17 protein-coding genes are annotated in these 20,229 nt (G+C 47.4%); 14 read left to right on the top strand and 3 right to left on the bottom strand.

All coding sequences use genetic code 11. The features are described from left to right. The first annotated feature begins 12 nt into the window (after window positions 1-12). Window positions 13-1,119 (top strand): ABC transporter permease, encoded by a 1,107-nt coding sequence (locus GO493_RS08225; RefSeq protein ID WP_157305666.1) that lies wholly within the window; start codon window positions 13-15, stop codon window positions 1,117-1,119. Next, window positions 1,116-2,231: an ABC transporter permease gene (locus tag GO493_RS08230; RefSeq protein ID WP_157305667.1), complete on the top strand. Its 1,116-nt coding sequence runs from the start codon at window positions 1,116-1,118 to the stop codon at window positions 2,229-2,231. Before GO493_RS08225 ends, GO493_RS08230 begins: the two co-directional genes overlap by 4 nt. An 80-nt stretch (window positions 2,232-2,311) precedes the next feature. Here the strand turns inward: GO493_RS08230 and GO493_RS08235 are convergent, their stop codons facing one another. Then, a complete protein-coding gene (locus GO493_RS08235; RefSeq protein WP_157305668.1) occupies window positions 2,312-3,739 on the bottom strand; it encodes an aminotransferase-like domain-containing protein in 1,428 nt (475 codons plus the stop codon). A 113-nt stretch (window positions 3,740-3,852) separates the two neighbouring features. Here GO493_RS08235 and GO493_RS08240 point away from each other — a divergent pair, with 113 nt between their 5' ends. The 9 genes from GO493_RS08240 to GO493_RS08280 all read left to right on the top strand — a co-directional run bounded on the left by GO493_RS08240 (window position 3,853) and on the right by GO493_RS08280 (window position 11,780). Further along, window positions 3,853-4,755 carry a DNA-3-methyladenine glycosylase family protein gene (locus tag GO493_RS08240; RefSeq protein WP_157305669.1) on the top strand — a complete coding sequence of 301 codons (903 nt, stop codon included), beginning with the start codon at window positions 3,853-3,855 and terminating at the stop codon, window positions 4,753-4,755. A 3-nt stretch (window positions 4,756-4,758) separates the two neighbouring features. Beyond that, on the top strand, window positions 4,759-5,250 hold the full coding sequence (locus tag GO493_RS08245; RefSeq protein WP_157305670.1) for a methylated-DNA--[protein]-cysteine S-methyltransferase: 492 nt from the start codon (window positions 4,759-4,761) through the stop codon (window positions 5,248-5,250). A 232-nt stretch (window positions 5,251-5,482) separates the two neighbouring features. Then, window positions 5,483-6,397 carry an EamA family transporter gene (locus GO493_RS08250; RefSeq protein ID WP_157305671.1) on the top strand — a complete coding sequence of 305 codons (915 nt, stop codon included), beginning with the start codon at window positions 5,483-5,485 and terminating at the stop codon, window positions 6,395-6,397. Next, on the top strand, window positions 6,381-7,328 hold the full coding sequence (locus GO493_RS08255) for a GNAT family N-acetyltransferase (RefSeq protein ID WP_157305672.1): 948 nt from the start codon (window positions 6,381-6,383) through the stop codon (window positions 7,326-7,328). Before GO493_RS08250 ends, GO493_RS08255 begins: the two co-directional genes overlap by 17 nt. 95 nt (window positions 7,329-7,423) lie before the next feature. After that, entirely contained in the window at window positions 7,424-7,981 is a 558-nt protein-coding gene (locus GO493_RS08260; RefSeq protein ID WP_157305673.1) for an NUDIX domain-containing protein, read from the top strand. A 160-nt stretch (window positions 7,982-8,141) separates the two neighbouring features. Beyond that, window positions 8,142-8,945: a 23S rRNA (guanosine(2251)-2'-O)-methyltransferase RlmB gene (gene rlmB, locus GO493_RS08265; protein ID WP_157305674.1), complete on the top strand. Its 804-nt coding sequence runs from the start codon at window positions 8,142-8,144 to the stop codon at window positions 8,943-8,945. Between the two features lie 14 nt (window positions 8,946-8,959). Beyond that, window positions 8,960-9,805 carry a hydroxymethylglutaryl-CoA lyase gene (locus tag GO493_RS08270; protein WP_157305675.1) on the top strand — a complete coding sequence of 282 codons (846 nt, stop codon included), beginning with the start codon at window positions 8,960-8,962 and terminating at the stop codon, window positions 9,803-9,805. Window positions 9,806-9,807: 2 nt separating this feature from the next. Beyond that, on the top strand, window positions 9,808-10,788 hold the full coding sequence (locus GO493_RS08275; RefSeq protein ID WP_157305676.1) for a GSCFA domain-containing protein: 981 nt from the start codon (window positions 9,808-9,810) through the stop codon (window positions 10,786-10,788). 218 nt (window positions 10,789-11,006) lie between these two features. Continuing rightward, the gene (locus GO493_RS08280; protein WP_157305677.1) at window positions 11,007-11,780 is read left to right on the top strand and encodes a M57 family metalloprotease; all 774 of its coding nucleotides are present in this window, start codon (window positions 11,007-11,009) and stop codon (window positions 11,778-11,780) included. Between the two features lie 178 nt (window positions 11,781-11,958). Here GO493_RS08280 and GO493_RS08285 read toward each other — a convergent pair whose 3' ends face one another. After that, the gene (locus tag GO493_RS08285) at window positions 11,959-13,443 is read right to left on the bottom strand and encodes an MFS transporter (protein ID WP_157305678.1); all 1,485 of its coding nucleotides are present in this window, start codon (window positions 13,441-13,443) and stop codon (window positions 11,959-11,961) included. A 319-nt stretch (window positions 13,444-13,762) separates the two neighbouring features. Here GO493_RS08285 and GO493_RS08290 point away from each other — a divergent pair, with 319 nt between their 5' ends. Next, window positions 13,763-16,000, top strand: a complete 2,238-nt coding sequence (locus tag GO493_RS08290) for a patatin-like phospholipase family protein (protein WP_157305679.1) — start codon at window positions 13,763-13,765, stop codon at window positions 15,998-16,000. On the opposite strand, the gene miaE is transcribed toward GO493_RS08290, so the two are convergent. Then, window positions 15,997-16,596, bottom strand: coding sequence for a tRNA-(ms[2]io[6]A)-hydroxylase (gene miaE, locus GO493_RS08295; RefSeq protein ID WP_157305680.1), 600 nt, complete (start codon window positions 16,594-16,596; stop codon window positions 15,997-15,999). The two genes, GO493_RS08290 and miaE, sit on opposite strands and share 4 nt — an antisense overlap. A gap of 26 nt (window positions 16,597-16,622) precedes the next feature. On the opposite strand from miaE, the gene GO493_RS08300 reads away from it, so the two are divergent. Further along, complete coding sequence (locus GO493_RS08300; RefSeq protein WP_157305681.1) at window positions 16,623-17,732, top strand: aminotransferase class I/II-fold pyridoxal phosphate-dependent enzyme; 1,110 nt, start codon at window positions 16,623-16,625, stop codon at window positions 17,730-17,732. A gap of 44 nt (window positions 17,733-17,776) precedes the next feature. Beyond that, complete coding sequence (locus GO493_RS08305; RefSeq protein ID WP_157305682.1) at window positions 17,777-20,200, top strand: penicillin acylase family protein; 2,424 nt, start codon at window positions 17,777-17,779, stop codon at window positions 20,198-20,200. Window positions 20,201-20,229 lie beyond the last annotated feature (29 nt).

The raw sequence follows: 20,229 nt of genomic DNA on the forward strand, positions 1-20,229 counted from the left end.
CTTATTATACGCATGAAACAGTTCATGGTATTTGTCAGAAAAGAATTTCACCACGTATTCAGGGACAGACGTACCCTGCTGATCCTGTTTGGCCTGCCCATTATGCAGATACTCCTGTTCGGGTATGCGCTGACCACAGAGATCAAGAACGCGCAGATAGTGATAGCTGACCACGCAAAGGACGCAGCTTCAGAACAGCTGATATCCCGCATAGCCGCCAGCAAATACTTTACTATCAACAGTGTTGCGCTGGCAGATAATGAGATAGAGGCTGCCTTCCGGAAAGGGAAGGTGAAGTGTGTAGTGGTGATCCCCGCCGGTTTTGGTAATGACCTGTTGCATGGCAATAGCGCACAGCTGCAGATCATTGCAGATGCTTCAGATCCCAATACCGCCAAAACATTAACGAATTACCTGACGGCCATCGCGACAGATTATCAGCAGGACCTGTATCCCACAGCTAATGTACCCTTGCGTATTGAGCCGCTCACCCGTATGTTGTACAACCCGGAGATGAATGGTTCCATGAACTTTGTGCCCGGTGTAATGGCGCTTGTGCTGATGATCATCTGTACTACGCTGACTTCTGTATCTATTGTAAGAGAGAAGGAAATGGGCACGATGGAGATACTGCTGGTGTCGCCCTTTAAGCCTACCTATGTGGTCCTGGCTAAAGCAGTGCCTTACCTGGTGCTGGCGCTGACAGACTTTGTTATTATCCTGCTGCTGAGCGTCTTCCTGCTGGAGATGCCCGTAAGGGGAAGCCTGCCACTGTTATTCCTGGAAAGTATGTTGTTCATCATCACCTGTCTTTCCCTGGGATTGCTTATCTCCAGTGTTACCTCTTCCCAGCAGATGGCCATGCTGGTATCTATGATGGGTATGATGCTGCCTACCATTCTCTTTACGGGTTTTATTTTCCCGCTGGAGAACATGCCTGTGCCGTTGCAGGTGATTTCCAACCTGGTGCCTTCCCGCTGGTATTATATGATAGTGAAAGCTGTTATGCTAAAAGGGCTGGGACCGGGTGTTATCTGGAAAGAATCGCTGGTGCTGGCTGGTATGACGGTGGTATTGCTCACTATCAGTATTAAAACTTTTAAAACCCGTCTGGCATGAGAACATTGCGTTTATTACTGGAAAAAGAGTTCAGGCAGATATTTCGCGATAAGGGACTTTTGCCTGTTATATTCATACTGCCGCTGATCCAGCTGCTCATCATGCCGCTGGCGGCCAACTTTGATGTGAAGAACATCAACCTGGCGGTGGTAGACAGGGACCATTCCACTTATACACAGCAGCTGGTGTCTAAAATAGCATCTTCCGGTTATTTTCATATTACGGGGTACCATAATGACTATACACCGGCATTACGCCAGATAGAGCGGGAGAAGGCAGATATTATTATGGAAGTGCCTGCACATTTTGAGCAGGACCTGGTGAAGGAGAACAAGGCATTCATCTACCTGGCCGCTGATGCCATCAATGGCACGAAAGCTGGTCTGGGCAGCGCTTACCTGACTTCTATACTGGCAGATTATAACAATGAAGTGCGGCTTAAATGGCTGCCGGCGCAACCGGCAGCAGCAGGAACGGTGGACTTAAGGTTCTCCAACTGGTTCAATCCTTATATGAATTACCGGTTGTTTATGGTGCCGGGTATACTGGTATTGCTGGTGACAATGGTATGCGGGTTCATTGCTGCATTAAACATAGTGAAGGAGAAAGAAATAGGTACTATTGAGCAGATCAATGTAACACCGGTGAAGAAATGGCAATTTATTATGGGGAAGATGATCCCTTTCTGGGTGATAGGTATGGTGGATTTTACACTGGGATTATTACTGGCAAGACTGGTATATGGTATCATCCCTGTGGGTAACCTGGCATTGCTGTATATGTTCCTGGCCGTTTACCTGGTAGCATTGCTGGGGTTTGGGCTGCTGATCTCCACCTATAGCGATAATCAGCTGCAGGCCATGTTTGTAGCCTTTTTCTTTATCATGATCTTTATGCTGATGAGTGGTTTGTTTGTATCTGTAGATAATATGCCGGGCTGGGCAAAGGTGATAGCTATGCTGACGCCTGTAACGCATTTTGTGGAAGTGGTGAGGATGATAGTGCTGAAGGGCAGTAAGTTCAGTGATATACAGTTCCAGTTGCTGGTAGAGGTGATGTTTGCAGTAGTTTTGAATGGATGGGCTATACTTAATTACAGGAAGACTTCTTAAAGACATTATGTTACAGTGTGTAACAGTTGTAGGTTTAAGCAATAAGCCGGGATAGTCATATCCCGGCTTTATTTTATCACTTAAGCCAGTTTCCTGATCAGTCTTCCCAGTGTTTTCAGACCGTCATCGATCTGTTTGCTCCACGGATTGCTGTAGCTGATGCGCATACAGTTGTTGTACCGGTCCTGCAGGGAGAAGATCCTGCCGGGAGCAAAAGAGACTTTCTGCCTGAGGGCAAGCTCGTACAGCTCATATGTATTGACGGCCGGATCCAGTTCCACCCAGAGCACAAATCCGCCTTGCGGACGGGTTACACAGCAATCTTCCGGGAAATAGTCCCTGATAGCCTGTAAATGTCTCATATACTGTGTATGCAGGATCTTACGCATGCTGCGCAGGTGGTGCTCGTAACGGCCGTTTTCAAGGAAGCAGGCGATGGCTGCACCTGGCAGGGAAGGAGATGAAATGGAGTGATTTCGTTTCATCTGTAAGATCTTTTCCTTGTACCTGCCAGGCAGGGTCCAGCCTACGCGGTAACCAGGGGCAACAGATTTGGAAAAGGAATTACAGAGAAGGACAAGCCCGCTGGTATCGAATGACTTGCATACTGCGGGCCGTTCTTTACCAAAGTACATATCTCCGTAAATATCATCTTCGATCAGTGGTATCTCATATTTCTCCAGGATGCGTACCAACTGTTGTTTATGTTTGTCTGGCATACAGGCGCCCAGCGGGTTGGTAAAGTTAGTCACAAACAGGCAGGCCTTGATTTTATGCCGGGGAATGGCTTTGTCGAGGTAATCCAGGTCTACTCCCGTAGTAGGGTCAGTAGGTACTTCCAGTACTTTCAGGCCCAGGCTTTCCGCCAGCTGCAGGGAGCCGTAGTAGGAGGGGCTTTCCAATGCAATGGTATCTCCCGGTTGCGTGATGGCGGAGAGGCAGAGGGTAAGGGCGTCCATACAGCCGGAAGTGGTTACCACATCATCTTCGCTTACGGCTCCGCCCCAAAGCACTGAATGCCTGGCTATCTGCCTGCGAAGGCCGGGATTGCCCTGTACGGGCTCGTATCCTACGCCGGCATAAGGTGTTTTGCGCAGGGCCTGGATCATGGCTTTGGATATTTTGGCTGCCGGCAGCAGGCTTTCAGGCGGTGCAGCAGAGGTGAAGCGGGTAATCTCCTGGTTGGACATAGATTGAGAAACAGTAGAGATCATCTCATGTACGCTTACTTCACAGGCGTCTCTTACCGCCTCGCATTTTTTGGGCATTTCAGGCAGTCTGCGGGGACTGAAAATCACATAGTACCCGGATTTGGGCCTGGATTCGATCAGCCCTTTTGATTCCAGGTGGTAGTATGCCTGGAATGCCGTGCTCATGCTTACTCCCTGTTCTTCGCTCATGGTGCGGACGGAGGGGAGCTTGTCTCCTATTTTCAGCACTTCTTTTTCAATGAGAAGCTCCAGTTTTTCAGCTATCTGTATGTAAAGATGTTCCGCTGTTTTTATCATGGCAGTAGATTCTGATCTGGTCAAAAATACGAAAATGAGATCTGTTTTACCCGTTTCTTGCTATCTTTTTCCTGCACGTATCTTTTGTTATTTATTCTTTTAATTTTACGCTGATGAGAGGATTGGAAATAAATATACCTGTCACTGACCATGCTAATTTTTCCTTTGCGGAATGCCTGGTATTTCTTGGCCGTTCTGAGAAGGAATGTCTGCATTATGTGCAGAACGGGGTGATCCAGAAGATGATAGTAACAGAAGGTACGCCTGTACTGGTGGAGATCAGGGATAATCCTGCGGGAAAATCGCTTACTGCAACGGTGGTATATCCTGAGCAGGCTAATGTGGATGAAGCATATATCCGCAGTTATATCACACATTGGTTGCACCTGGACGGTAACATGAAAAGTTTTTATGGCTTTGCTGCGAAGGATGCTGTGCTGGCTCCGCTGGTGAAGCGTTACCGGGGATTGAGGCTGATCGGCATCCCGGACCTGTTTGAAGCGCTTACGTGGAGTATTACGGGGCAGCAGATCACACTGGCTTTTGCGTATACGTTGCGGCAACGGTTTATACAGGCTTTTGGGCATCATACCGTAGTGGATGGAAAGGACCATTTTGTATACCCGCATCCGGCCGTAGTTGCTGCGCTGGAGCCTGCCAGCCTGATCTCCATGCAGTTTTCCAGGAGTAAGGCAGATTATATTATCAGGCTGGCGCAGTCAATGGCAGATGGTTGTTTGTCAGTAGAAAAGCTGCAGACAATGGACTATATACAGGCCCGGGAGCACCTGGTTTCTTTCAGGGGAATTGGTAACTGGTCTGCCAATTATGTACTGATGAAATACAACCGGTACCTGCAGGCGTTGCCGCTGGAAGATGCCGGATTGCACAATGCCCTGAAGCAGCAGCTGCAACTGGCAGCCAAGCCATCTGTTACAGAGGTAAGAGAATATACCCGGCATTGGGAGCAGCATGCTGCTTATGCAACATTTTATTTATGGCGTTCATTATACTGATCAATGGAAACGTACACTCACATAATAGATAGCCCCGTTGGCCCTTTAACTATCAGGGGAACAGCAACAGCCATTAATACCCTGAGTTTCAGAGAAGATGGCGTATTCCCTCCATCTGATATGGTACCCGATATTTTTCGCTTATGTATTGAAGAACTGAAAGCTTATTTTGATGGTACGCTGAGAGAATTTACTTTCCCTGTAGAGCAGGAGGGAACGGAGTTTCAGCTGTCTGTATGGAATGAGCTGACGAAGATACCCTATGGCCAGACCATTTCCTATATGCAGCTGGCCAAACGGCTCAATAACCCTAAGAGCATCCGTGCGGTAGGCACAACTAATGGTAAGAACCACATAGCTATTGTAGTTCCCTGTCACCGGGTGATTGGCAGCAATGGTACGCTGGTGGGCTATGCCGGCGGGTTGTGGCGGAAGAAGTGGTTGTTGGAGCATGAGATAAAGCACAGGTTTGGAGGCCCTTTAGAATTGTTTTAATCCCATTTTCATGTGATGAAGTGAACCGGACCAGTTTAATCTGATCTGGTTGAAATTCTCAAAACTGAATCTGTTTTATATGCCGGAAATATATCAATTTTGTCTTATCATTCCCGACCGGCATTTTCGCGAAAAAAGGAAGCACAGTGCATACCCCGGTGTTGTATACTTATCATGAGGGAGTGTGAAGCATCGAATTTTTTTACGGATATATATGTAACAACCAAAGAGTATGAAAAAGTCAAGCACAAGCGCTTATGTGGCGCTGGTGGTAGTATGTTTTTTCTGGGGTACCACGTACCTCGCATCCAGGATCGGAGTAAGACATGTGCATGGGATCATGCTGGCCGGGGTACGGCAAACAATAGCGGGAATTTTACTGACCTCATTTTTCTTGCTGAAGGGATATAAACTGCCTGATAAGATCATCCTGTCCCGTTTATTCATTATAGGAGTGATGATGTTATGTCTGAGTAACGGACTGCTTACCTGGGCTTTGCAATATATACCCAGCGGATTGTGTGCGATCATTGTTGCAACAGTACCTATCTGGATCACTTTCTTCAGTTATTTTCTGGTACAGCGGAACCGGTTTTCATTATTGCTGATAGCTGGTATGGCAATAGGGCTTTTAGGTGTGGGCGGTATCTTTTATGATTACCTGGCCAATATGATGAACCCGGAATTCCGATTTGGCATTTTCCTGTCACTTATTGCCTGTATAAGCTGGGCATTGGGCTCTGTGTTGACGGCCCGTTGGGCATTGAAGGTGAATTTCCTGTATGGTGCAGGTTTCCAGATGTTGTTCAGTGGTATTGTTATGGTGATAGCAGCTGTGTTCATGGGGCAGTCATTTCCTGCGGCCGCGCTTAACCTGGAGCTGTGGGGCAGCTTGCTGTACCTGATACTCTTTGGTTCCATACTGGGATATTCCGCCTATGTATTTGTGCTGAATAACCTGCCTCCTTCGCTGGCTTCCGTGTATGCATATATTAACCCGATAGTGGCGGTGTTGCTGGGATGGCTGATACTGAAAGAGCATCTGAACTGGACCACGGGCATTTTCTGCATGGTGACACTGGCAGGCGTTTTTATCGTGAACAGGGCTGTAATAATAAACAAACGTAAATATGAGCACAGTAATTAATAAGGAAGTAAGGCTGATTGGCTACAGGCCGGAACTGCAGCATCATTTTGAACGGCTTAATATGCACTGGATAAAAAAATATTTCACAGTGGAGCCGAAGGACATTGAAGTGCTCGGACAACCTGATAAGTATATAATCCAGGCAGGAGGCAACATCCTGTTTGCCGTTGCTGAAGAGAATATTGTAGGTACCGTAGCGATAAAACCAGTTGATGCGGATACGGTGGAGATGACAAAGATGGCGGTAGATGAGGCTTACCAGGGGTACAAGATAGGTTGGCGGCTGGCGGAAGGAATTATTTCCCTGGCAAAAGAGAAGGGGTACAAAAGAGTGGTGCTGTACTCCAATACCAGTCTGGTGCCGGCATTGACGATGTATCAGCGTCTTGGTTTCAGGGAAATACCCGTGGAACCGGGAAGGTATAAACGCTGTTCTATCAAAATGGAGCTTATTTTTGGGGAAGAGAATGTGCATTATGTTATAGCAGATAAGTTGACTGAAACAATTAATAAAGCTGTACCGCAGTTGCAGGAAATCTCTGATAAAGCGGCGGCAGACAGGCCCGGGGGCGGCAAATGGAGCCCGAAAGAAATAATTGGTCACCTGATCGATTCAGCAATTAATAATAATGTTCGTTTTATACGTTTACAAGAAATATCTTTGTTGGAGATCCCGGGATATAACCAGGATTTCTGGGTGAAGGGACAAGCATGGCAGTTTAGCAGTTGGCGTGAACTTATTGATCTGTGGGCGAATTTTAACAGGCATCTGGCGTTTACTATACGCGCCATGCCACCCTCTGTATTGCAGCATAAATGTAGAATTAATGATCGGGAACCGGTGACACTGGAATTTTTAGTGACGGACTATTTATCTCATTTAAAACACCACCTATTACAAGTGAAAGTTAATACTGAAGATACGATTTAGATTTAGGTATGATGTTCAAAGGTATTTACCGCCGTACATCTGGTTGACACCGTCTCGTTCTATACGAGGCGGTTTTTTTTTGTTTTCTTTGTGTCATGGATTTACATCATAACCCGTGGACTATTTTGTCCAGCGAGCAGAAATACGACAACAAGTGGATACAGGTTACAGAACACCAGGTACTGAACCCCTCCGGAGGGAAGGGGATTTATGGGGTGGTACATTTTAAGAATGCGGCTGTAGGGGTAATTGCCCTGGATGAGCAGAATAATACCTACCTGGTAGGGCAGTTCCGTTTCCCGCTGGAGCAGTTCAGCTGGGAAATACCTGAGGGCGGAGGGGCTGAAGGGGAAGATACCCTGGAAGCGGCCAAAAGGGAGCTGCTGGAAGAGACCGGCCTTGTGGCTAAAAGCTGGGTACCTATTGTAAAGATGCATCTCTCCAATTCGGTATGTGATGAAGCGGGCATCATTTACCTGGCAAGGGAGCTGGAACAGCGTGTGGCGGAGCCGGAGGAGACGGAGCAGCTGGTAACGAAGAAGGTGCCTTTTGAAGAGGCGTACCAGATGGTGAAGAGGCATGAGATTACGGATTCGCTTTCAGTAGCGGCTATTCAGAAGGTGAAATTGATGATGTTGGAAGGGGAGTTATAAGAGCGGAGAAACTGCTCAAAAAAAGCGATTTCGCCTTTGGCGAAATCGCTTTTTTTGAGAGTGGGCCTGCGGCGCTATTTTTTTTGAGAAGGTTTTTAGGGGTGTAATCGGTAAAAGAAATAAATAAAACCGTATTACTTAAATTCCGTTCTTTGCAGTAATGGAACAAAGAAGATCTAAGCCGGGAGGGTTCCGGCAGCATTCCACCAGGCAGCATGCCCCTAAGCCAAAGGCATCATCTATGGTAATAGGGCGGCAACCGGTAGTGGAAGCAATCAATGCAGGTAAAGCGATCGAGAGGATCTACCTGCTTCGCAACGCCAGCGGGGACATTATCCCCCAGATCAGGCAACTGGCGGCACAATACAATATCCCGATCAATACAGTACCGGCAGAGAAGCTGAACAGCCTTACCAATGCCAATCACCAGGGCTGCATTGCCATTACCGGGCATATCAGCTACCTTGACCTGCAGGATGTGATCTCTCACGTGACCGAGCAGGGAGAGACACCGTTATTCCTGATCCTGGACGGGATCACCGATGTACGTAATATAGGCGCCATTGCACGCAGCGCTGTCTGCTGCGGGGCGCAGGCTATAATCATACCCGATAAAGGGATCGCTGCATTGAATGAAGAAGCCATCAAATCATCGGCGGGAGCGCTGGAGCGTATTTCCATATGCCGTGTTAACAGCCTGCTGAAGGCGGTAGATACCCTTCACCTGAATGGTATCAAGGTGCTGGCCAGTGAGATGGAGGCGGAGACCAAACTCTATGACTGTCAGCTGCAGGAACCTGTAGCTGTGATCATGGGGTCGGAGGATAAAGGTGTATATCCGGCGCTGATGAAAGCTGCTGACACCCTTTTTCACATTCCTATGAGCGGTAATTTTGAGTCTTTCAACGTATCTGTTGCAGCAGGCATCATTTTATATGAAGCCATGAAGCAAAGGGGCGCATAAAAATCACCAGCAAAATGAAACTGATCGAATGTCCACGTGATGCCATGCAGGGCTGGCACAGGCAAATTAGTACGAATGAGAAGGTAGATTATCTGAATGCCCTGCTCAAAGCCGGATTTAATACGCTTGATTGCGGCAGCTTTGTATCGCCCAAGGCTATTCCTCAAATGGCAGATACGGCCGAGGTGTTGTCCCGGCTGGATATGTCAGCCACTAAAAGTAAGTTGCTGGCTATAGTAGCTAATCAGCGGGGTGGGGAAGAAGCTGTGGTATTTGATCAGATAGATTACCTGGGATATCCTTTTTCTATTTCAGAGACATTCCAGCTGCGTAATACCAATAAAACGATCGCGGCATCGCTGGAGCTGGTAGATGGCTTACAGGAGCTTTGTATCAAGAACAGCAAGCAGCTGGTGGTTTATATTTCCATGGGGTTTGGCAATCCCTATGGCGATCCCTATGATGAGGAGATTGCGTTAAGATGGGTAGATGAGCTGGTGAAGATGGACATTGTAACTATTTCCCTGGCAGATACCGTTGGGGTAGCTACTCCTGACGTTATCAGCAGGTTGTTTTCCACCCTGATACCTGCTTACCCGGTAGTGGAATTTGGCGCGCACTTCCATTCTGCTCCGCATAACTGGGAGGAAAAAGTAGCTGCCGCCTATAAGGAGGGCTGCCGCCGGTTTGACAGCGCTATCAAAGGTATAGGAGGCTGTCCTATGGCTAAAGATGAGCTGGTGGGTAACCTGTCGACCGAAAGGCTGCTGGATTTTTGTGTAGATCATCATGAAGCTACCGGGCTTGATCTTGAAGCCCTTGGAGTAGCTCAGAGAATGGCAGACCGTATTTTTTACTAGTAATGACAAACTTTCGCCTTACATTCCCGGTATCACCATTACCCGTTCCTGTTCAGTACACGGACCGGCTGTTGCTTATGGGTTCCTGTTTTGCTGAAGAAATAGGGACAAAACTGGAGCAGCATTCTTTTGATACGCTGATCAATCCGCATGGCATACTTTATAATCCTCTCAGTATTACTCATTCGCTGAACAGTTACCTGGATGGGAAACAGTATACGGAGGAAGACCTGTTCCTGCATGGGGAGCTCTGGCATAGCTGGGACCATCACAGCCGTTTCTCGGCTACAGATAAACAGGCGGTGCTGGCAGGTATCAATACTGCGCAGCAGGCGGCCGCTCAACGGCTGGAGGAAGCTGACTGGCTGATCATTACACTGGGCTCGGCCCACGCCTATACTTTACAGGAAGGGAGCCGTTTAGTGGGAAATTGTCATAAAGTACCATCATCCGCTTTTACTAAAAGACTACTTACTGTACAGGAGATCATCTCTGCCCTGGATAATACCATGCACAGGCTTTTTTTCCGTAACAGGAAAGTGAAGATATTATTTACCATAAGCCCTGTGCGTTATGCCAGGGATGGTGTGATTGAGAATAATCTCAGTAAAGCTATATTGCTGCAGGCGGTACATCATATGGTCAATAAATTTGACCGCCTGTATTATTTCCCGGCCTATGAGCTGGTGATAGATGATCTGCGTGATTACCGGTTCTTTAAGGAAGATCTCGTACATCCTAATGAAATGGCTGTTAACTATGTATGGGAGCATTTTACGGCTGCCTGTGTCAGTGAAGAGGGACAGCGGTTATTGTCTGTAGTAGGAGAGATCAACAGGGCTATGCAGCACAAACCGTTTAATCCCGGGAGTATACAGCATAAAAAGTTCCTGCAAACGTATGCGGGAAAGACGCAGAAATTAATGAAGGATTATCCGTTTTTACGGTTGGAAACCGCGTTAAAGTATTTTGAAGGGCAATAATACCATCGCATAACACTGCATTAAAACCTGCTGTCGGGGAATTCTGAAATCCGCTGTAGTGGGTGCTTTTTGTTGTTTTTAAAGAGCAGTTCTGTAATTCTTCCGGATCCGGCAGGGTTAATATCCTGCTGCCTGGGGTTAAAATCCATGAAGCTATTCCTTTCGAAATTTTATCATATTCGTGGCATTGAATTACCCTCAAATCAAACCCAATTTGTATGCGAAAGAAAACCCATTTCTGCGTGAGCCCGCTGGCATTGCTGGCGATTGTAGCCTCTCTCTTTCTTTTCTCCTGTAGCAAATCAAACGATGTTCCGGCAGTAGAGCAGCCGGACGCGAAAGTTGAAGCACTGATCAGTTATCTTGAAGGAAAAGGTTTTGAAAAGAACAAGATCGTTGTGAAAGGCGATCAGTTCATTATTGACAGCGACATCCTGATTTCCAGGGCTGACCTGGAAGCGCGTGTAGCTGAAGAAGCTAAATCCGGTCCTTCAGATGAGCACCGGAGAGGCCCTTACCTGGTAAGCAATACCTACAACACCAACATCAGGCTCTATATTGATCCTGCTGTTCCTGCTGCATGGAGAACTGCTATACAGGGTGCTGTGGCTAACTGGAACAACATTACCAACACAAGGCTGGGTATGTCTATTGTGACTTCATCTGCCAACTCTGACTGCCGTGTTTTCATGGGCTTTGAAAGCGCCAGCTGGATTGCACGTGCTTATCTGCCTGCTTCAAATGGCCGTCCTGGTGTGAGTGTTGAGATCAACAGCAACTACAACAGTCTGCCTGCTACCCAGAAGCTGTTTGCTATTACCCATGAGTTAGGGCATACCATTGGGTTCTATCACACTAACCAGACCACAGGTACTTTGATACCAGGTACGCCTACTACAGATGCAAATTCAGTAATGAACTCTTTTGTACTGAACTGGAATGGCTTTACCAGTGGTGATGTTACTGCTACGAGGATATTGTATCCACAGTAGTTTAGTGAGGAGGAACTGCTCAAAAAAAATGCTTTCGCCTTTGGCGAAAGCATTTTTTTTGAGGGGGAAGGGGGCCTGCGGCCCCGGCCCGCTTTTTTGAGAGAGTTTGCATCCCGCTTTATGAGAGAATTTACACCTCGCTTTTATGAAGAGTGAGCAGGCCTGCTCCTGAAAAAGCTTAATCGTTGTTGATCATGTAATCTTTAATATAGATCACGCCGATTATACAACATAGCAATGCTATTGTGATGGGATAGATCAACCCTGCAAGATGGTTATGTGTTTGTGTAACCAGGAGAGTGGATACTGTGGGCAGCAATCCCCCGAAAACACCATTCCCGATATGATAAGGTAATGACATGGAAGTATAGCGTATCCTGGTAGGGAACAGTTCCACCAGGAAAGCCGCTATTGGTCCGTATACCATTGTTACGAATATCACCTGTATAAATACCAGCAGGATGAGCAGCCAGAGGTGGGTGGTGCTTACTATCACTTCTTTGGACTTTTCGGTTTTTCCATCGGTGTTGATCTCTATTTCCCTGGCCTTTGTTCCGTCGGTATACACATGCGTTTTTACTGATTTCTCAACATTCTGCATGTGGTCATTCCGGGTAATGGTATTCTCAATATTATATTTAGAGTTGTCTTCCGTTTTCTTACTGAGGTCGGCAATATGGTCCATGCCTGCATAGATGGGATAATAAGCCAGTGCTGCTATCAGCATGCCGGCCATCATGATCTTTTTACGTCCTATGCGGTCGGACAGTTTGCCGAAGTAAACGAAGAACGGTGTACCCAGCAGCAGGGCAATGGCAATGATGACATTGGACTGTATGAATTCTATCTGCATGGTCTTTTGCAGGAAGGACAGGGCATAGAACTGGCCGGTGTACCAGACAACTCCCTGACCCATGGCAGCTCCGAAAAGCGCAAGCAATACCAGTCTGAGGTTCTCTTTTTTACCGAAGCTCTCTTTGATGGGATTGACTGAAGTTTTGCCTTCTGCTTTGAGTTTTGCAAAGAGGGGAGATTCCTGCAGGCGGGTCCTGATGTAGTAGGACATGATGACCAGCAATACGGAAAGCCAGAATGGAATGCGCCATCCCCAGCCGTTGAAGCTTTCCGGCGTCATACTGGTGCGGGTGATGAGGATCACTGCCAGGGAGACGAAGAGGCCCAGAGTAGCCGTCGTTTGTATGAAACTGGTATAATAGCCCCTTTTATCGTGCGGGGAGTGTTCAGCCACATAGGTGGCAGCGCCTCCATATTCCCCCCCAAGAGCCAGGCCCTGTAAGAGGCGAAGTATCAGCACTAAAATGGGCGCCATTATTCCTATGGTTTCATAACCGGGTATAAGACCTATGCCGAAGGTGGAGCCGCCCATGATGAGCAGGGTAAGCAGGAAAGTATATTTCCGGCCTGTGATGTCTCCAAGACGGCCAAATACGATGGCGCCGAACGGCCTTACTATGAACCCTACCGCAAATGTGGCCAGCGTGGCTATATAGGCCAGGTCAGGATTGCTGGGCGGAAAGAATTTCTGTGAAATAATGGCGGAAAGACTGCCGAAAATATAGAAGTCATACCATTCAATGAGCGTTCCGGCAGAGGAAGCAAGGATCACCTGCCAGATTGATTGTGAGTTTTTGCTAAGGTTCATACGTGGCTTTTGGGTTGAATCGACGTATAATATAGACAAAATGTGGTAAATGTTATAGAAAACGCATATTTCGGAATCATTTAATTTGTTTTTTGGATATTAATAGTGCTTCCTTTTGGAAAGTACCGTGGTGCATAAGTGATACCGCAATACATACATTAAACATGCTTTAAACATGCTTTAAACATGCTTCAGACATGCTTCAGACATGCCTGAAACAGGAAGTATCTAAAAATTAAACTATGCTCTGCCTGATATATAAGTATTTCTATTAACTTTATTAACAGTTCAGGATAGCACCACTTCTATAAAGACTAATATGCGTAAACGACCGGCATTGCTCTATTTGCTGATAATTCTTCTATTTCCTGTTATTACTTTTGCCCAGGCAGGACAGGGAAGACCTAAGATCGGGCTGACATTAAGCGGAGGCGGGGCTAAAGGCCTGGCGCATATCGGTATCCTGCAGGCCCTGGACAGTGCAGGGCTGAAAATAGACTATGTAACCGGTACCAGTATGGGGAGTATCATTGGCGCCTTGTATGCCATGGGGTATTCGGGGGATACGATAGAAACCATAGCCCGTCATATGGACTGGGACAATCTCTTCTCGAACCAGCCGGTACTGACAGATATATCTTATGAAGAAAAGCGCGAGTATAATAAGTATATTATAGAGATCCCGTTTGAATACGGAAAGCCTAAATTAGCATCCGGTGTAATTGCGGGAGAGCAGCTCTGGCTGGAGCTGGCCCGTCTCTGCTGGCCCGTGAACGGGCAGAAGGACTTCTCGAAATTCAGCATTCCTTTCAAATGTATTGCAACCGATGTTTCTACCGGGGAGATAGTGACCCTGGATACAGGTGATATTGTGACCGCTATACGCGCCAGTATGGCCATCCCTTCCATATTCACCTCTGTAAAGATCGGAGATAAAAGCCTGGTAGATGGTGGTGTGGTACGTAATTTCCCCGTTATCACCGCCCGGGAAATGGGTGCAGACTTTGTGATAGGCTCCAATGTAAGTAACGGGCTGAAAAAAGCAGATCAGCTGTCAACACCCCTGGATATTATCTATCAGCTGGGGTTTTATAAAGATGCGGAGGATTTCAAAGAGGCCCGGAAACTGACAGACATTTACATACATCATCAGCTGGAAAACTACAGCGCTGCCAGTTTTAACAGTGTGGATTCGCTGATAGACATGGGGAAGCGTAAAGGGAAAGAAATGTACCCTGTATTCAGGCACCTGGCAGATTCATTGATGGCCTTATACCCGGGGCCTGCTCCTGTTAAGGACAGGCTACCTTTTACGCCCGATGTTGAGCTGACCGAAATTAACGTGACCGGCCTGAAACATTCTGATGAGAAATTTTTCCTTGGAAGACTTGGATTGCAGCCCGGCGGATGTTATTCTCCCGGTGCGATTAAGGAAGCAGTACTGAACGTATTTGGTACAAGGTTCTATAAGATAATTACCTATAATCTTGTGCCGGTGGAGTATAATAAGAGCCGTATGGAGATAACAGTGGAGGAAACACCGCTGACCTACGTGAAAGGGGCTTTACAGTACAATAGCTTTACCAATGCCAGCGCCATCGTGAACATTACCCAGCGAAACTTTATAGTACCTAACTCCCGCTCGTTCGTAAGTGTTGCCATCGGAGAAAACCCGAGAATTGCCGGGGAGTTCTTCAAGTATTTCGGACCTAAGCGCAACTTTGGCTTCGGCATATCTTCCTATTTCGAGGACAATACGGTACCGTATTACGAGAATTTCAAGCAGCAACTGGAATATTATACCAAATATTTTAACGTGGACCTGCGTCTGCAATACACACTGAACAGTATGATGGCAGTGGGAATAGGCACGCGGTGGGAACTAATGAATTTCGATCCCAGGTTTGAATCGCAGGTAGTGTTCAAGGGGAATGGCAACCAGCTGAACAGCTATTTTTACCTGGGTATCAATTCCCTGGACCGTAAAGTATATCCGCGACGGGGTATGGACCTGCAGTTTGAGACCGGGTGGGTATATAACCAGCACACGGCTTACCGGTTGTACGAAAATGGTGCGGAGCTGCCGCTGGACCAGTATGGGATATCATTCAATGAATATCAGCGTGCCACATTGCAGGCGAAATATAACTTACCTGTGGGGCGTAATAATGCCATTCAGCTATATGCCAGCGGCGGAGCTAACTTTAACCATCACCAGGGGCCTGTCAATGCTTTCCTGATAGGAGGGCTGAATAATGTGATAAGGAACCAGCTGCCGATGATAGGGCTGCGCGAAGCAGAGATCACTACATCCAGTGCAGCTATGGTACAGCTGGGATATCAGCATGAAATATTCCGGAATACGTTTGTTACTCCACGTGCGGGTGCAACATTGTATGACTTTATTGGCAGCGTATCTGAAAAATACAAATACATGACCGGCTATGGCATGACGCTGGGATATTCCTCTTTTATAGGGCCGATAGACGGATCGCTGATGTATTGCGACCAGGACGGCCGGTTAAGGATGTATGTAAATATAGGCTTTAACTTCTAGTGCATTCTGTCTCCCCGTACTTCCAGACTGGCGATGATCTTTGCCTCTGCATCCAGCCATTCCTGCCAGCGGGTACGTACCCTGTCTTCATCAGGTATGTATTCATTGGCCAGGTCTATAAAGAGGCGGTAGTGGCCAGCTTCGGAGATCATGAACTTACGATAGAACTCTCTCAGGTATTCGTCTTCCAGTCCTTCGCTGAGCAGCCGGAAACGTTCGCAGCTGCGGGCTTCTATGAGGGCAAAGATGAGAAGCCTGTCCAGCAGTACGCTGGCAGGGTCTCCGCCTTTCTGCTGGAATTCCATCAGGGCATTGACATACATGTCTTTCCGCTGTCTGCCCAGTGAATAACCCCGTTTACGCATTTCAGCGAGCACCTGTCTGAAATGTCCCCATTCCTCTGTAACAATAGGCGCCAGTTCCTGTACAAGTCTGTCTTTTTCGGGGTATCGCTGAATAAGGGAAATGCAGGATGTAGCTGCTTTCTGTTCGCAGAAAGCATGATCTGTCAGTACCTCTTCGAGTGATATGGCAGCAAGATTTACCCAGCGAGGGTCTGTAGGAAGATGGAGGCCTAATATGGAGACTTTACTCATATGACAAAGTTACTTAGCTTTGGGAGATGAAAGAAGATTTTCTTTTACAGCAATTGCAGCAACGTCATGAGCAGCATGCTTTCAGGCAGTTGAGGCTGCCGGGAGCAGGAACGGTGGATTTCTGTTCCAATGATTACCTGGGGCTGGCCAGAAGTACAGCTATGCAGGAAGCTACACATGCGCTGTTACAGGAAAGGCCGTATATGCATGGCAGTACGGGTTCACGCCTGCTGGCAGGTAATTATGCCTGGATAGAAGAAGCGGAGAATATGCTGGCAGCCTTTCATCGATCGCCCGCTGCACTGATCTATAATTCCGGTTACGACGCTAACCTGGGGTTGTTTTCTGCAGTACCGCAGAAGGGGGATACTGTTATCTATGATCAGCTGATACATGCTTCCATCAGGGATGGCATCAGGTTGTCCAGGGCACAGGCATTTTCTTTTCTGCACAATGATGTGGAGGACCTGGGAAAGAAACTGCTGCATGCTACGGGCAATGTTTTTGTAGCGGTGGAATCTGTTTATTCCATGGATGGGGATATGGCTCCGCTGGCAGCTATTGCCGATCTGTGTGAAAAGAACGGTGCACACCTGGTCGTAGATGAGGCGCATGCCACCGGTGTAGTGGGTGTGAAAGGAGAGGGACTGGTGCAACAGCTGCAAATACAGGAGCAATGTTTTGCCCGTGTGCATACTTTTGGGAAGGCAGTTGGCTGTCATGGCGCTGTGGTATTGGGAAGTACGCACCTGAGGGATTACCTGGTGAATTTTTCCCGGTCGTTCATTTATACCACAGCGTTGCCGGCTACGGCTATTGCGGCTATTATTGCCAGTTATGAACTGTTTCCATATATGGACAGTGCGAGAGAGCATTTGTCCGGGTTGATAGCACGTTTCAGGAAGGGAGTGTCTTCGCTGGATACGCTGCCCAGTGAAACGCCTATACAGGTGGTATTATCGCCGGGAAATGAAAAGACCCGTACATTGGCGGCCATGTTACAGTCGTCAGGGCTGGACGTCCGTCCTATTTTACATCCTACTGTGCCCAGGGGGAAGGAGCGTTTGCGGATTGTTCTGCACAGTTTCAATACGATAGAAGAGGTGGATAGGCTGACAGACGCGTTGGTGCGGTAGCGTCAGTATATTTCCTTATATTTAACGGAATAACCTTAATCCGGATGAGATTTGTACCCTTTGCCGTAACAGCGGCTATCACCATTGCCTTTACAGCAGCCCTTGACCGTTCGTGGGGCTCTTTACCACCTTTAGGAAGATTGTTAAGTCCGCAGGAAGGTTTCTGGCAGAATGCCACTTCCATCAGCAAGGATTATGATGAGGAGATCTCCCTGCCTGGTTTAAAGGGTAAGACAGAGGTCTGGCTGGATGACAGGATGGTGCCGCATATCTTTGCGGAGAATGAAGAAGATGCTTATTACGTACAGGGGTATCTGCATGCCAGGGACCGTCTCTGGCAGATGGAGCTGCAGACATTTGCCGCTGCCGGAAGGCTGTCAGAGATACTGGGGCCTAAACTGGTACAGTATGACCGGCAACAGCGCAGGGTAGGGATGCTGTATGGGGCTGAGCAGGCGCTTAAAGTGATGGAAAGCGATCCCGTTTCACGGTTGGCGCTTAATGCTTATTCTGATGGTATCAATGCGTATATCAACAGCCTGACGAGGGCTGATCTTCCTATAGAATATAAACTCCTGAATTATAAGCCGGAGCCGTGGGGGCCGTTAAAATCAGCCCTTCTGCTGAAATATATGGCTGCTGACCTGGCAGGGGCGTCTAACGACCTGGTATATACGAATGCCAGGCAGCTGTTCAGCATGGAAGACTTTAATAAAATGTATCCTGATTTCGGGGATAGCCTGGACCCTATCATTCCCAAAGGGACAAAGTACCCGCCGGCTTCTGTAAAGGCTGTGCCACCGGCAGATAGTGTACTGAAGGCGGCAGGCATCATGCTGCAGTTCAAGGAAGAGCGTCCTGACCCGGATAACGGCAGCAACAACTGGGCTGTTGCCGGATCAAAGACACGCTCCGGGGCGCCTATCCTCTGTAATGATCCTCACCTGGGACTGAGTCTTCCTTCATTGTGGTATGAGATACAGATCCATACTCCCGGGATGAATGTTTATGGAGCTTCCCTACCGGGATCGCCGGGTGTGATCATCGGTTTCAATGATCATATAGCCTGGGGCGTTACCAATGGAGAAGAAGATGTAAAAGATTTTTACCTGATGCAGTTCCGCAATGGCAGGAAGCAATATCTTTTTAATGGCGCATACAGGGATGCTGAACAGCGCATAGAGAAGATAGGAGTTAAAGGTAGTGCACCGGTGTATGATACTGTGCCGTATACTGTGTGGGGGCCCGTTATGTACGATAACACTTTCCCCGATACAGTAAGTGATCAGCATTATCTTGCCATGAGATGGAAAGCGCTTGACCCCTCTAATGAGATCAAGACATTCCTGCTGCTTAACAAAGCGCATAACTATGCAGATTATCTCGCTGCTTTAAAATATTATACCTGTCCGGCACAGAACTTTGCTTTCATAGACAAAGCAGGGGATATTGCTTTATGGCATAACGGGCAATATCCTTTACGTTTTAAAGACCAGGGTAAATGGATCATGCCGGGAAGTGACAGCTCTTTTGCATGGAAGGGATATATTCCGCAGGAAGAGAATCCGCATATCTATAATCCGGAGCGTGGATTTGTGAGCTCTGCCAATCAACATCCGACAGACAGTACTTATCCGTATCATATGATAGGGGATTATGACCTTTTCCGGGGCAAGCGTATCAACGAGGTGCTATCATCCAAAAACCAGATCACTATCCAGGATATGATGCAGCTGCAGAACGATAATACCAACCTGTTTGGCCGTACAGCACTGCCGCTTATTAAAGCGCATATACATCCTGCTTCCATGCCGGCAGCTTTGCAACCTTACTGGCAGATATTGGATAAATGGGATTTTCAGAACAATCCTGAAAGCAAAGGTGCAACCATCTTTTACATTATGTGGGACCACCTGCAGGAACTGGTATGGGATGATGATATACAACGTGATAAAACGCCTGTACAGATGCCATGGGAGAAGACCACTCTGCTTTGGCTGATCAGGGATTCTTCCATGCACTTCATTGATAATATACATACTCCGGAAAAGGAAACGCTTTCACAACTGGTGCAGGAGGCATTTACTTTTGCGGCGGATAGCGCTGTTGCGTTAGACCGTCAGAAGAGGCTGGAATGGGGGCGTTACCGGGGGACTAATATCCGCCATCTTACCCGCAGTATTGTGCCTTTTGGCGCTATGAACCTGCGTACGGGTGGTGGGCGTCATATAGTGAATGCCACCAAGCTTACACATGGTCCATCGTGGAAGATGATAGTAGAACTGGGGCCTAAGACTGAAGCATATGGCATTTATCCCGGCGGGCAAAGCGGTAATCCCGGTAGTCCGTTCTATGATAATGCCGTGCAGGATTGGGTGCAGGGGAAATATTATTTATTGCATATTTTTGATCTGAAGGAGAAGGATGATCCGGCTGTGAAGTTCAGGATGGTTTTTAGTAAGTCTTAATTTTTTGCTGTACATAGTGTAAAACGCTT

Origin of the sequence: Chitinophaga tropicalis, from assembly GCF_009758205.1 — a bacterium.
Classification (GTDB): Bacteria; Bacteroidota; Bacteroidia; order Chitinophagales; family Chitinophagaceae; genus Chitinophaga; species Chitinophaga tropicalis.

Excerpts from the sequence above, each read along its gene's own strand:
- GO493_RS08260 (WP_157305673.1), top strand. The coding sequence starts at position 7,424 with ATGGATTTACATCATAACCCGTGGACTATTTTGTCCAGCGAGCAGAAA.
- GO493_RS08225 (WP_157305666.1), top strand. The coding sequence starts at position 13 with ATGAAACAGTTCATGGTATTTGTCAGAAAAGAATTTCACCACGTATTC.
- GO493_RS08255 (WP_157305672.1), top strand. The coding sequence starts at position 6,381 with ATGAGCACAGTAATTAATAAGGAAGTAAGGCTGATTGGCTACAGGCCG.
- GO493_RS08300 (WP_157305681.1), top strand. The coding sequence starts at position 16,623 with ATGAAAGAAGATTTTCTTTTACAGCAATTGCAGCAACGTCATGAGCAG.
- rlmB (WP_157305674.1), top strand. The coding sequence starts at position 8,142 with ATGGAACAAAGAAGATCTAAGCCGGGAGGGTTCCGGCAGCATTCCACC.
- GO493_RS08285 (WP_157305678.1), bottom strand. The coding sequence starts at position 13,443 with ATGAACCTTAGCAAAAACTCACAATCAATCTGGCAGGTGATCCTTGCT.
- miaE (WP_157305680.1), bottom strand. The coding sequence starts at position 16,596 with ATGAGTAAAGTCTCCATATTAGGCCTCCATCTTCCTACAGACCCTCGC.
- GO493_RS08250 (WP_157305671.1), top strand. The coding sequence starts at position 5,483 with ATGAAAAAGTCAAGCACAAGCGCTTATGTGGCGCTGGTGGTAGTATGT.
- GO493_RS08245 (WP_157305670.1), top strand. The coding sequence starts at position 4,759 with ATGGAAACGTACACTCACATAATAGATAGCCCCGTTGGCCCTTTAACT.
- GO493_RS08240 (WP_157305669.1), top strand. The coding sequence starts at position 3,853 with ATGAGAGGATTGGAAATAAATATACCTGTCACTGACCATGCTAATTTT.
- GO493_RS08275 (WP_157305676.1), top strand. The coding sequence starts at position 9,808 with ATGACAAACTTTCGCCTTACATTCCCGGTATCACCATTACCCGTTCCT.
- GO493_RS08230 (WP_157305667.1), top strand. The coding sequence starts at position 1,116 with ATGAGAACATTGCGTTTATTACTGGAAAAAGAGTTCAGGCAGATATTT.
- GO493_RS08280 (WP_157305677.1), top strand. The coding sequence starts at position 11,007 with ATGCGAAAGAAAACCCATTTCTGCGTGAGCCCGCTGGCATTGCTGGCG.
- GO493_RS08290 (WP_157305679.1), top strand. The coding sequence starts at position 13,763 with ATGCGTAAACGACCGGCATTGCTCTATTTGCTGATAATTCTTCTATTT.
- GO493_RS08235 (WP_157305668.1), bottom strand. The coding sequence starts at position 3,739 with ATGATAAAAACAGCGGAACATCTTTACATACAGATAGCTGAAAAACTG.
- GO493_RS08305 (WP_157305682.1), top strand. The coding sequence starts at position 17,777 with ATGAGATTTGTACCCTTTGCCGTAACAGCGGCTATCACCATTGCCTTT.
- GO493_RS08270 (WP_157305675.1), top strand. The coding sequence starts at position 8,960 with ATGAAACTGATCGAATGTCCACGTGATGCCATGCAGGGCTGGCACAGG.